At 57.7% G+C, this 12,528-nt stretch carries 8 protein-coding genes; 6 read left to right on the top strand and 2 right to left on the bottom strand.

Translation table 11 applies throughout. The features are described 5' to 3' along the window. From mukF to SB719_RS09775, 6 genes are all read left to right on the top strand, one after another. On the top strand, nucleotides 1–1,323 hold the full coding sequence (gene mukF, locus SB719_RS09750) for a chromosome partition protein MukF (protein ID WP_065649691.1): 1,323 nt from the start codon (nucleotides 1–3) through the stop codon (nucleotides 1,321–1,323). Beyond that, nucleotides 1,304–2,044, top strand: coding sequence for a chromosome partition protein MukE (gene mukE, locus SB719_RS09755; RefSeq protein WP_065649690.1), 741 nt, complete (start codon nucleotides 1,304–1,306; stop codon nucleotides 2,042–2,044). The genes mukF and mukE overlap by 20 nt, the downstream gene beginning before the upstream one ends. Beyond that, nucleotides 2,041–6,507 carry a chromosome partition protein MukB gene (gene mukB, locus SB719_RS09760; protein WP_412159175.1) on the top strand — a complete coding sequence of 1,489 codons (4,467 nt, stop codon included), beginning with the start codon at nucleotides 2,041–2,043 and terminating at the stop codon, nucleotides 6,505–6,507. The genes mukE and mukB overlap by 4 nt, the downstream gene beginning before the upstream one ends. A 155-nt stretch (nucleotides 6,508–6,662) precedes the next feature. Beyond that, on the top strand, nucleotides 6,663–8,477 hold the full coding sequence (gene ldtD, locus SB719_RS09765) for a L,D-transpeptidase (RefSeq protein ID WP_065649688.1): 1,815 nt from the start codon (nucleotides 6,663–6,665) through the stop codon (nucleotides 8,475–8,477). Between the two features lie 187 nt (nucleotides 8,478–8,664). After that, nucleotides 8,665–9,216 (top strand): YcbK family protein, encoded by a 552-nt coding sequence (locus tag SB719_RS09770; protein WP_039383591.1) that lies wholly within the window; start codon nucleotides 8,665–8,667, stop codon nucleotides 9,214–9,216. 36 nt (nucleotides 9,217–9,252) lie between these two features. Beyond that, nucleotides 9,253–9,882 carry an MBL fold metallo-hydrolase gene (locus SB719_RS09775; RefSeq protein ID WP_314689526.1) on the top strand — a complete coding sequence of 210 codons (630 nt, stop codon included), beginning with the start codon at nucleotides 9,253–9,255 and terminating at the stop codon, nucleotides 9,880–9,882. Between the two features lie 54 nt (nucleotides 9,883–9,936). Here SB719_RS09775 and SB719_RS09780 read toward each other — a convergent pair whose 3' ends face one another. Both SB719_RS09780 and ompC read right to left on the bottom strand, forming a co-directional pair. Continuing rightward, nucleotides 9,937–11,127: an amino acid aminotransferase gene (locus SB719_RS09780; RefSeq protein WP_304233537.1), complete on the bottom strand. Its 1,191-nt coding sequence runs from the start codon at nucleotides 11,125–11,127 to the stop codon at nucleotides 9,937–9,939. A 201-nt stretch (nucleotides 11,128–11,328) separates the two neighbouring features. Further along, nucleotides 11,329–12,438: a porin OmpC gene (gene ompC, locus SB719_RS09785; RefSeq protein ID WP_065649685.1), complete on the bottom strand. Its 1,110-nt coding sequence runs from the start codon at nucleotides 12,436–12,438 to the stop codon at nucleotides 11,329–11,331. Nucleotides 12,439–12,528 lie beyond the last annotated feature (90 nt).

Raw genomic sequence — 12,528 nt, forward strand, 5'->3', positions numbered from 1 at the left:
ATGAGCGATTTTTCCCAGACGGTGCCAGAACTGGTGGCCTGGGCACGCAAAAACGATTTTTCGCTTGCGCTGCCGGTAGAACGTCTGGCCTTTTTGCTGGCCATTGCCACCCTCAACGGTGAGCGCATGGACGGTGAGATGAGTGAAGGTGAACTGACTGACGCGTTTCGTCATGTCAGCAAAGCGTTTGAACAGACGCATGAAACCGTACAGGTGCGTGCGAACAATGCGATTAACGATCTGGTCCGGCAGCGGCTGATTAACCGGTTTACCAGCGAAGTGTCTGAAGGGCACGCTATCTACCGCCTGACGCCGCTGGGAATTGGCATCACTGACTACTATATCCGCCAGCGCGAATTCTCCACGCTGCGTCTCTCGATGCAGCTCTCAATTGTGGGGCAGGAACTGAAGCGCGCTGCGGATGCCGCTGAAGAAGATGGTGATGAATTTCACTGGCACCGCAACGTATTTGCCCCGCTGAAATATTCCGTTGCGGAGATTTTTGACAGCATTGATATGACGCAGCGTCTGATGGATGAGCAGCAGCAGACGGTAAAAAATGATATTGCCGCGCTGCTCAATAAAGACTGGCGCGCCGCGATCTCCAGCTGTGAACTGCTGCTCTCTGAAACCTCCGGCACGCTGCGTGAACTGCAGGATACGCTGGAGGCCGCAGGCGATAAGCTGCAGGCAAACCTGCTGCGCATTCAGGATGCCACGCTGAGCAGTCCCGATCTCGGCTTTGTCGATAAACTGGTTTATGACCTGCAGAACAAACTCGATCGCATCATCAGCTGGGGCCAGCAGGCGATTGACCTCTGGATCGGCTATGACCGTCACGTACACAAGTTTATCCGTACTGCGATTGATATGGATAAGAACCGGGTCTTTGCTCAGCGACTGCGTCAGTCGGTACAGAACTATTTTGATCGGCCGTGGATGCTGACTTACGCCAGCGCTGACCGCCTGCTCGATATGCGCGATGAAGAGATGACGCTGCGTAACGACGAGGTCATGGGCGAGCTTCCGCCGGAAATGGAGTATGAAGAGTTTAATGAGATCCGCGAGCAGCTGGCCGCCATGATTGAAGAGGCGCTGGCTGTGTATCGCCGCGAGCAAAAACCGCTGCACCTTGCCACCGTCATGCGTGAATACCTTGCGCAATATCCGCGTGCGCGCCATTTCGATCTGGCGCGTATCGTGATCGATCAGGCGGTGCGGCTGGGCGTTGCTGAAGCAGATTTAGCCGGTTTGCCAGCAGAATGGCAGACCATTAATGATTACGGAGCCAAGGTGCAGGCGCATGTCATCGACAAATATTGAACAAGTGATGCCGGTTAAACTGGCACTGGCGCTGGCCAACCCTCTTTTTCCGGCGCTCGACAGTCAGCTGCGCGCGGGCCGGCATATCGGTATCGAAGAGCTGGATAATCACGCTTTTCTGATGGATTACCAAAACTATCTCGAAGAGTTTTATGCCCGCTATAACGTGGAGCTGATCCGCGCGCCAGAAGGCTTTTTCTATCTGCGGCCGCGCTCAACCACGCTGATTCCACGCTCGGTGCTCTCCGAGCTGGATATGATGGTAGGCAAAATTCTCTGTTATCTCTATCTCAGCCCGGAGCGCCTGGCAAACGAGGGGATTTTTACCCAGCAGGAGCTCTATGATGAGCTGCTGTCGCTGGCGGATGAACACAAGCTGCTCAAGCTGGTTAATCAGCGTTCGACCGGTTCCGATCTCGATCGCACCCGTCTGCAGGAGAAGATGCGCGCCTCGCTGAGCCGTCTGCGCCGCCTGGGGATGGTGTGGTTTATGGGTAACGACAGCAGCAAATTTCGCATTATGGAATCAGTCTTTCGCTTTGGTGCTGACGTCCGCAGCGGCGACGATCCGCGCGAGGCGCAGCTGCGTCTGATCCGGGTCGGTGAAGCGATGACGCCCGAAGAGGCTGCCGTTTCTGCTACAGCCGATGAGGCGGATCAGGAGAATGAACATGCGGACACAGGTGATGCGACCGATAACGCGGAGGAGAAGCAGGCATGATTGAACGCGGTAAGTTTCGTTCGCTGACACTGATCAACTGGAATGGCTTTTTTGCCCGCACCTTTGATCTCGATGAGCTGGTCACCACGCTTTCCGGCGGTAACGGTGCCGGTAAATCCACCACCATGGCCGCATTTGTTACGGCGATGATCCCCGATTTAACCCTGCTGCACTTCCGTAATACAACGGAAGCGGGTGCTACTTCAGGCTCCCGCGACAAGGGGCTTCACGGCAAGCTGCGCGCCGGCGTCTGTTATTCGGTGCTGGATGTGGTCAATTCACGCCACCAGCGCGTTGTGGTCGGGGTGCGTCTGCAGCAGGTTGCCGGACGCGATAAGAAAGTGGATATCAAACCGTTCAGTATTCATGGTCTGCCCGCCGATGCGCTGCCCACAGACATGCTGACCGAGATTTTTAACAGCCGTCAGGCGCGCGTGCTGCCGCTGACCGAGGTTAAAGATCGCGTTGAGGCGCAGGAAGGGGTGCAGTTCCGTCAGTACAACTCCATTACTGACTATCACGCGATGCTGTTTGAACTCGGCGTGGTGCCGCGTCGCCTGCGTTCTGCCAGCGATCGCAGTAAATTCTACCGGCTGATTGAGGCGTCCCTCTACGGCGGTATCTCCAGCGCCATCACCCGTTCGCTGCGTGACTATCTGCTGCCGGAAAACGGCGGCGTGCGTAAAGCGTTTCAGGATATGGAAGCGGCACTGCGTGAAAACCGCATGACGCTGGAAGCGATTCGCGTCACCCAGTCCGATCGCGATCTGTTTAAACATCTGATCTCCGAAGCAACCAGCTACGTTTCAGCTGACTATATGCGCCATGCAAACGAACGGCGTGTGCATCTGGACGGGGCGCTGCAGCTGCGTAATGAGCTGTTCAGCAGCCGCAATCAGCTGGTGTCAGAGCAGTATCGTCACGTGGAAATGGCGCGTGAGCTGGCTGAGCACAGCGCCGCGGAAAGCGATCTGGAGATCGATTATCAGGCGGCCAGCGATCATCTCAATCTGGTACAGACCGCGATGCGCCAGCAGGAGAAAATCGCGCGTTATGATGCCGATCTGGAAGAGCTGAGCTACCGGCTGGAAGAGCAAAATGAGGTCGTTGCTGAAGCGCGTGAGCTTCAGGAAGAGAATGAGGCGCGCGCCGAAGCGGCAGAGATTGAAGTGGATGAGCTGAAAAGTCAGCTGGCTGATTTCCAGCAGGCGCTGGATGTTCAGCAGACGCGCTCTATTCAGTATCAGCAGGCGCTGCAGGCGCTGGAAAAAGCGCGTACGCGCTGTCAGCTGCCGGATCTGACCATTGATAACGCCGCTGACTGGCTGGAGACGTTCCAGGCACGCGACGAAGAGGCGACCAGCCAGCTGCTGCGTCTGGAGCAGAAACTGAGCATGGCGGAAGCCGCGCACAGCCAGTTTGAGCAGGCGCTGGCGCTGGTGACCAGTATTGCCGGTGATGTCAGCCGTCAGGACGCCTGGCAGGTGGGCCGTCAGCTGCTGCGCGACGCCGCGAATCAGCGCCACTATGCTGACCAGCTGGCGTCACTGCGCCTGCGCCTGAACGAATCCGAAGGCCGCCTGCGCGAGCAGCATGAGGCTGAACGCCTGCTGGCAGAGTTCTGCAAGCGTCAGGGCCAGCATTATGAAGCAGACGCGCTGGAAGGGCTTCAGCGCGAACTGGAAGCGCAGATTGAGCAGCTTAGCGCGACCGTTGCAGAAGCTGGTGAACAGCGTATGCAGATGCGTCAGGAGCTTGAGCAGCTGCGCGAACGTATCGCAACGCTGACGGCCCGCGCACCGCACTGGCTGGCCGCTCAGGAGATCCTGACGCAGCTCAGTGAACAGACCGGTGAGCAGCTGAGCAGCAGTCAGCAGGTGACCGCCTTTATGCAGCAGCTGCTGGAGCGCGAGCGTGAAACCACCGTCGAGCGCGATGAAGTTGCGGCGCGTAAACGCGAGATTGAACAGCAGATTGAACGCCTCAGTCAGCCTGGCGGCGCGGAAGATGCGCGTCTCACTCAGCTGGCAGAACGGTTTGGCGGCGTGCTGCTGTCAGAAATTTATGACGATGTCACGCTGGACGATGCACCCTATTTCTCTGCGCTCTATGGGCCTTCGCGCCACGCCATCGTGGTGCCGGATCTCGCGCTGATACGCGAGCAGCTGGAAGGGCTGGAAGAGTGCCCGGAAGATCTCTATCTGATTGAAGGCGATCCGCAATCCTTTGATGACAGCGTATTCAGCGTAGAGGAGCTGGATAAGGCCGTTGTGGTGAAAGTCGCAGAGCGTCAGTGGCGCTATTCGCGTTTTCCTAAGGTGCCGCTGTTTGGCCGTGCCGCGCGTGAAAATCAGCTTGAACTGCTGGGTATTGAACGCGACAGGCTGGCAGAACGCTACGCGACGCTCTCTTTTGACGTACAGAAAACGCAGCGTCTGCATCAGTCTTTCAGCCGCTTTATCGGCAGCCATCTGGCAGTTGCGTTTGATGACGATCCGGAAGCGCAAATCCGTCAGCTTAATAGCCGGCGCAGTGAGCTGGAGCGCGGGCTGGCGCAGCATGAGAGTAATAATCAGCAGCAGCGCGCGCAGTTTGAACAGGCGCGCGACGGCGTCGCCCAGCTTAACCGCCTGCTGCCGCGCGTAAACCTGCTGCTGGATGACACCCTGCCGGATCGCTGCGAAGAGATCCGCGAGCGGGTCGAAGAGGCGCAGGAGGCGGCACGCTTCCTGCACCAGCACGGCAGCAAACTCAGCAAGCTGGAGTCGCTGGTGGCGGTGCTGCAGAACGATCCGCAGCAGCACGACCAGCTGCAGCGCGACTACCAGCAGGCGCAGGCGCAGCAGCTCAGTGCACGCCAGCAGGCGTTTGCGCTGACGGAAGTGGTACAGCGCCGCGCCCACTTCAGCTATGCCGACTCAGCCGGTATGCTGACCGGCAACAGCGATCTCTCTGAGAAGCTGCGGCAGCGTCTGGAGCAGGCTGAAGGCGAGCGCAGCCGCGCCCGTGAACGCCTGCGTGAACATCAGGCGCAGCTGACGCAATACTCGCAGGTGCTGGCCTCGCTGCGCAGTTCGCACGATGCCAAACGCGACATGCTGAAAGAGCTGCAGCAGGAGATGCAGGATATCGGCGTTCACGCCGATGCCAGCGCGGAAGAGCGGGCGCGTATCCGGCGCGATGAGCTCTATACCGCGCTCAGTCATAACCGCGCCCGGCGTAACCAGCTGGAAAAACAGCTGACGTTCTGCGAAGCAGAAATGGACAGCCTGCAGAAAAAGCTGCGTAAGCTGGAACGCGATTACCGCATACTGCGTGAGCAGGTGGTCAGTGCCAAAGCGGGCTGGTGCTCCGTGCTGCGTCTGGTGAAAGACAACGGCGTGGAGCGACGGCTGCACCGGCGCGAGCTGGCCTATATGAGCGGTGACGAGCTGCGCTCGATGTCCGATAAAGCCCTGGGCGCGCTGCGTCTTGCGGTGGCGGATAATGAGCACCTGCGTGATGTTCTGCGTATGTCAGAAGATCCCAAACGTCCGGAGCGTAAAATTCAGTTCTTTATCGCCGTCTATCAGCATCTGCGCGAACGTATCCGTCAGGATATTATCCGCACCGACGATCCGGTCGAGGCGATTGAGCAGATGGAGATTGAACTCAACCGTCTGACCGAAGAGCTGACGGCGCGTGAGCAGACGCTGGCGATCAGCTCACGCAGTGCGGCCAACATTATTCGCAAGACTATTCAGCGCGAACAGAACCGCATCCGGCAGCTTAACCAGGGGCTGCAGACGGTGAGTTTTGGTCAGGTGAAAAGCGTGCGGCTTAACGTCAACGTACGCGAAACGCACGCCACGCTGCTGGACACGCTCTCCGAAGAGCACGAGCAGCATCAGGATCTCTTTACCAGTAACCGGCTGACATTCTCAGAAGCGCTGGCCAAACTCTATCAGCGTCTTAATCCGCAGATCGATATGGGCCAGCGTACGCCGCAGACCATTGGTGAGGAGCTGCTGGATTACCGCAACTATCTGGAGATGGAAGTGGAGGTAAACCGGGGTTCTGACGGCTGGCTGCGTGCGGAAAGCGGGGCGCTCTCAACCGGCGAGGCGATTGGTACCGGGATGTCGATTCTGGTAATGGTGGTGCAGAGCTGGGAAGAGGAGTCGCGTCGTCTGCGCGGCAAAGATATCTCACCGTGCCGCCTGCTGTTCCTTGATGAAGCGGCGCGTCTGGATGCCCGCTCAATCGCGACGCTGTTTGAACTCTGTGAGCGCCTGGAGATGCAGCTGGTGATCGCCGCCCCGGAAAATATCAGTCCGGAAAAGGGCACCACGTACAAACTGGTTCGTAAAGTATTTAACAATACGGAGCATGTCCACGTGGTAGGTCTGCGCGGTTTTTCCGCCGATCCGGCACCGGTAAAAACGGCGCAAAGCGAGCTGGGGCTGGAAACGCAAAATAGCTAAGCGCCTGTCTGGTTAAACCGCGCAACCAGCGTTAATCTGTAAACGGCATTGGCCCTGAGAGGCGAATGCCGTTTTTTCTTTATATACTCATCATGAAAGTCAGGTTGTACGCAGCGCACAGGGCAGGCTGCGTCTCAGGTAACAAGGGGGCAGGGATGTTGCTGAGTAAAATGTTCAGATTTAATCGCATGGCGCTGGTGTTTAGCGTTGTGCTGGCAGGCGTGCCGCTGGCCTCAGGGCAGGCTGCACAAACCGCCAGCATGACAGCCGGCGGGCACGGCACCACGTCAGTGGCGGCCAGCCAGCAGCAGATCCTGCAGGCATTCAGTGCCAGCGATCGCCCTTTTTACCTGCCGGGTCTGGCGGGTCTTTATGCAGCGCGCGGAATGGCGCCGCTCTGGCAGGACCGCGATGCGGTACAGGCGTTTCAGCAGCAGCTGGCTGAGGTCGCGCTTTCAGGCGTGCAGCCACAGTTCAGCCGCTGGGTTGAGCGGCTGACCGATCCGGACATTAAAGGCTTTGCGCGCGACGTGGTGCTGAGCGATGCCATGCTGGGTTACCTGCAGTTTGTGGCGGGCGTACCGGCGCAGGGTGAAACCTGGCTTTACAGCAATGTGCCCTACCGGCTCACCATGCCGTCGCTGTCAGCGATCAATCAGTGGCAGAACGCGGTCAACGCAGGCGGCAGCCGCGCGTTTGTGGCCTCACTGCAGCCGCAGCATCCGCAGTATCAGCCGATGCATGCGGCGCTGAAGACGCTGCTGACAGATAACCGTCCCTGGCCGCAGCTGCGCGATAAAGCGACGCTGCGTCCGGGGCAGGTCAGCGATGATGTGCCGGCGCTGCGGGAAATTCTCCAGCGAACCGGTATGCTGACCGCATCCGGTCACACCACCACCCCTGCGCCTGATGAGGATGCAGTACCGGCGGGCACCGTGCCGGTCAGTGAAAGCAACCAGCCGGTGGCAGTGAGTCCGTCCGCCACCAGCGTGACCGATCTCCCGACGCCGGCGCCGCAGCCGGCAGGAAATATTCTGGCCAATACGCCTCCTGCAGCCAGCAATGTTTATGACGCTGAACTGGTTGAAGGCGTCAAGCGCTTTCAGCACTGGCAGGGGCTGGCGGATGACGGCGCAATTGGTCCGCGCACCCGCGAGTGGCTGAATGTCTCACCGCAGATGCGCGCCTCACTGCTGGCGCTGAACATACAGCGCCTGCGGCTGCTGCCGGACGATATGCATAACGGAATAATGGTGAATATTCCCAACTATTCCCTGACCTACTATAACAACGGCAGCACGGTGCTCTCATCGCGGGTTATTGTCGGGCGACCCGATCGCAAAACGCCGCTGATGCGCAGCGCGCTGAACAATGTGGTGCTGAATCCACCGTGGAACGTGCCGACCACGCTGGTGCGTCAGGATATTGTACCGAAGGTGAAGCAGGATCCCGGTTACCTCTACCGGCACGGCTATACGCTGCTGTCGGGCTGGAGCGCTGACGCTGAAGTGATCGATCCGACCATGATCAACTGGCAGATGGTCTCTGCTGCCAGTTTCCCGTATCGCATCCGTCAGGCGCCGGGCGCCACCAATTCACTGGGGCGCTATAAATTTAATATGCCGAGCTCAGACGCCATCTATCTGCACGATACCCCTAATCATGGTCTGTTTCAGCGCGATATCCGTGCGCTCAGCTCCGGCTGCGTACGCGTGAATAAAGCGTCCGATCTGGCTAACCTGCTGCTGCAGGACGCCGGCTGGAACGACAGCCGCATCTCCAGCACGCTGAAACAGGGTGATACGCGCTATGTGCCGATTCGGCATCGTATTCCGGTAAATCTTTACTATCTGACCGCCTGGGTCAGCGATGACGGACAGGCGCAATATCGTACAGATATTTACAATTATGATAATACGGCGCGTTCCGGCAGCCAGGTACTGGCCAGAGCAGGGCAGCTCCTGCTGTAGCGTGCTGATTTTCGCCAGATTGTCGGGGCGTGAAACGCAAACCAGACCCGGCCAGAAATTTGCTTCTGGTCGGGTTTTGTACATTCTGAGACAGATTCCGGGTTGACTGATATTCACGCTGCCGTTACTGTGCGGCCTTGTGTACTTTTTACACATTCACTGTGTTTTATTCAGGTAACCTCGTTTCATGGCTAATATCGATTCTCAGCGTCGCCGCTTACTGCTGCTTGGCGGCGCAGCGGCAGGCCTCTCCCTGCTTCCCGGTTCAGCGCTGGCCTCTGTGTCAACGTCACGTCCGCGTATTCTGACGCTCAGCAACATGCATACCGGTGAAACCCTCAAAACCGAGTTTTTCAACGGCAAAAGCTACGACCGCGACGAGCTGGCGCGCCTTAATCACTTTTTCCGCGACTACCGCGCAAATAAAGTAAAAAGCATCGATCCGCATCTGTTTGACCAGCTCTATCGGCTGCAGGCGCTGCTGGATACCCGAAAACCGGTACAGCTCATCTCAGGCTATCGCACGCTGTCGACCAACAACATGCTGCGTGAATCAGGCCCCGGCGTGGCGAAGCATAGCTACCACACCAAAGGTCAGGCGATGGATTTCCATATTGAGGGCATTGCCCTGAGCAATGTGCGTAAAGCGGCGTTATCTATGCGCGCGGGTGGTGTAGGATATTATCCACGCAGCAACTTCGTACACATCGATACCGGGCCTGCAAGGCACTGGTCCTGACGCCGGCAGCGCTGCGTGTGCCGGCCATGGAGCGTTATGAATTATCACATTATTCCGGTTACCGCCTTTTCACAAAACTGCTCAGTGATCTGGGATGAAGAGACGGGGGTTGCAGCCCTGGTCGATCCCGGCGGCGACGCGGAAACCATCAAAGCGGTGCTGGCTGAGCGTGGCCTGAAGCCGGCGCAGATTTTACTGACGCATGGCCATCTCGACCATGCCGGCGCGGCGGCAGAGCTGGCGGCCCATTTTCAGATACCGGTGACGGGCCCGCATAAGCTGGACAAGATCTGGCTCGATAATCTGCCCACGCAGAGCCGGATGTTTGGTCTGCCGGAGTGCGCTCCGCTGACGCCGGATCGCTGGCTGGAAGAGGGTGAGGTGGTGGAACTGGGCAACGTGACGCTGGAGGTGCTGCACTGTCCGGGGCATACGCCGGGGCACATCGTGTTTTTTGATCGGGCCGGGAAGCTGCTGATCTCAGGAGACGTGATCTTCAGCGGCGGCGTCGGGCGAACCGACTTCCCGCAGGGCAGCCACAGCGATCTGATCAACGCGATCAAAACCAAACTGCTGCCGCTGGGCGACGGGATTGCTTTTGTGCCCGGGCACGGGCCGGTATCCACGCTGGGTCGTGAGCGTCTGAGCAATCCTTTCCTGCAGTAGCCATAAAAAAGCGGCGGGTGAGTACTTCGCCCGCCGCCTGTTCACGCATTCCGCTTACAGTACCGCGACTATCGCTTCACACAGCGCCGACATATTATCCGGCGTCATGCCTGCCACGTTGACGCGACCTGAGTTCACCGCGTACACGCCAAATTCGTCACGCAGACGCACTACCTGATCTTTGGTCAGACCGCTGAATGAGAACATGCCGTTCTGTTTAATAATGAAGCTGAAATCCTGGCGTGCGCCTTTCTCCGCCAGCGTGTTCACAAACAGCTGACGCATACGCTGAATGCGCTGACGCATATCGGTCAGCTCCTGCACCCAGATAGTACGCAGCGCCTCATTGCTGAGGATAGTGGCGACAACAGCAGCACCGTGCGACGGCGGATTAGAGTAGTTGGCACGAATGCTGTATTTTACCTGGCTGAACGCGGTTTTAGCCGTGTCGCTGCTGGCCGCCACCAGCGTCAGGGCACCGACGCGCTCGTTATAGAGGCCAAAGTTTTTAGAGTAAGAGCTGGCAACCAGCAGCTCCTGATGGGTGGCGGCGAAAATGCGCAGGCCTTCCGCATCTTCATCCAGTCCGCGTGCAAAGCCCTGATAGGCAAAGTCAAACAGCGGCAGCCAGCCTTTTTCCTGTGACAGCGCTGCAAGTTGCTGCCACTGCTCGCGGGTCGGGTCAATGCCGGTCGGGTTGTGGCAGCAGCCGTGGAACAGAACCACGTCGCCCGCCTGCGCCTGCTGCAGCGCCGCCAGCATGCCATCGAAATCCAGCGTATGGTTTGCAGCGTCGTAATACTGATATTCGCACACCTCAAGACCGGCAGCGTTAAACACGTTTTTGTGGTTTGGCCAGCTTGGGTTGCTCACCCAGACGCGTTTAACACCGGTCTGCGTGGCAAGAAAATCCGCTGCGACGCGCAGGGCGCCGGTGCCGCCTGGCGTCTGCGCCGTGCAGGCGCGGGCTGCGGCGATCAGCGGGCTGTCGTTGCCAAACAGCAGTGCCTGAGTGCAGCGGGCGAAGTCGGGCAGCCCGTCAATGCTCAGATAGTTTTTAGTCGTCTCATTTTCCAGCAGATACTGCTCAGCTTTTTTCACGCTGGTCAGCACCGGCGTTTTTCCGGTTTCATCTTTATATACGCCAATGCCCAGATTAATTTTATGCGGACGGTCATCAGCGCGAAACAGATCGGCCAGCCCCAGAATAGGGTCGGCAGGTGCGGCAGAGATAGATTCAAACATGAGTCAGTTCCGTTTGGGTGAACTTTAGCGAAATGAGCTATCAGGTTAACGTCAGACGCGGGGCTTGCCAACCGCCCATCTCAAAAAGAATTGTACCGGTGGCGTCTATAAGCGCCGCTAATTGAGAGGTGGATCACTGAAAAGCAAAACGGAGCCCTGAGGCTCCGTTTTAAGGGGGTTAAACCGTGCTGATCCGCAGGATCAGAACTGGTAAACCAGGCCTACGCCTACGGTGTCATCAGTGGTGATGCCAGCAGCGCGGGTAAAGTCGTTGTCATCCATCAGGTTGATCTGGTAGTCAACATAGGTAGACATGTTTTTGTTGAAGTAGTAGTAAGTACCCACTGAAACGTACTTATACAGGTCCTGATCGCCCCAGGTCTCGATGTCCTTGCCTTTAGACTGGACGTAAGCCAGGGATGGACGCAGACCGAAGTCAAACTGGTACTGAGCAACGGCTTCAAACTTCTGCTCTTTGTTGACTGCACCAGCAAGGGCCGGGGTCGCGCCGTTAGCAGCAGTGCTGATCCAGGTTGAGTTACGGCTCTCACCGTACATCGCAGCCAGGTATACGTTGTTCGCATCATATTTCAGCGCGGTTGACCAGGCGTCAGCTTTCTCGCTGCCGTTGCCATAGAAAGCGCCCTGCTGGCCGTTGGTACGGTCAGAAGAGGTATACGCAGCAGAGATGCCTACGCCGATGTCAGAGGTATAGGTTAAAGAAGTACCCCAGCCGTCGCCGTTTGCGCGTTCTGCGCTACGGCCATTGGCGGACTCTTCGTTTTTGCCCTGATACTGAGCAGCGAACGCCAGGCCATCAACCAGGCCAAAGAAGTTGCTGTTGCGGTAGGTCGCCAGACCGTTAGAACGACCCAGCATAAAGTTGTCAGAACGGCCAGAGTCGCCGCCGAAGACTGGCAGAACGTCGGTCCAAGCCAGTGGATCGTAGCCTACGCCGTAGTTACGGCCGTAGTCGAATGAGCCGTAGTCGCCAAATTTCAGACCGGCAAAGCCCAGACGGGTTTTGGAACCTTCAGTACCCTGAGATTCAGCAACGTTTGCCTGGATGTTATATTCCCACTGGCCGTAACCGGTCAGCTGGTCGGTAATCTGCGTTTCACCCTTGAAACCAAAGCGCACATAAGAGGCGTCGCCATCGTTGCCAGCATCGTCAGAGAATGTGTGGCGTGCGTCAACTTTTCCGTAGAGGTCCAGTTTGTTGCCATCTTTGTTATAGATTTCTGCTGCATTTGCTGCACCGGCAGCTAACAGAGCAGGGATAACCACTGCAAGAATGTTGCGCTTCATCATTATTTATTACCCTCATTGGAGTTATCTGGACACCTGCCACTGCCGTCAGGAAAACTTTACAGGAACCCTGAAAGAAGTTTGGTGTCTCAT

This window comes from Pantoea sp. SIMBA_079, assembly GCF_046940275.1.
Taxonomy (GTDB): Bacteria; Pseudomonadota; Gammaproteobacteria; order Enterobacterales; family Enterobacteriaceae; genus Pantoea; species Pantoea borealis.

What these genes read in the sequence shown, in the direction of transcription:
- mukF (WP_065649691.1), top strand. Translation starts at nt 1, where the DNA reads ATGAGCGATTTTTCCCAGACGGTGCCAGAACTGGTGGCCTGGGCACGC.
- SB719_RS09780 (WP_304233537.1), bottom strand. Translation starts at nt 11,127, where the DNA reads ATGTTTGAATCTATCTCTGCCGCACCTGCCGACCCTATTCTGGGGCTG.
- mukE (WP_065649690.1), top strand. Translation starts at nt 1,304, where the DNA reads ATGTCATCGACAAATATTGAACAAGTGATGCCGGTTAAACTGGCACTG.
- ldtD (WP_065649688.1), top strand. Translation starts at nt 6,663, where the DNA reads ATGTTGCTGAGTAAAATGTTCAGATTTAATCGCATGGCGCTGGTGTTT.
- SB719_RS09770 (WP_039383591.1), top strand. Translation starts at nt 8,665, where the DNA reads ATGGCTAATATCGATTCTCAGCGTCGCCGCTTACTGCTGCTTGGCGGC.
- ompC (WP_065649685.1), bottom strand. Translation starts at nt 12,438, where the DNA reads ATGATGAAGCGCAACATTCTTGCAGTGGTTATCCCTGCTCTGTTAGCT.
- mukB (WP_412159175.1), top strand. Translation starts at nt 2,041, where the DNA reads ATGATTGAACGCGGTAAGTTTCGTTCGCTGACACTGATCAACTGGAAT.
- SB719_RS09775 (WP_314689526.1), top strand. Translation starts at nt 9,253, where the DNA reads ATGAATTATCACATTATTCCGGTTACCGCCTTTTCACAAAACTGCTCA.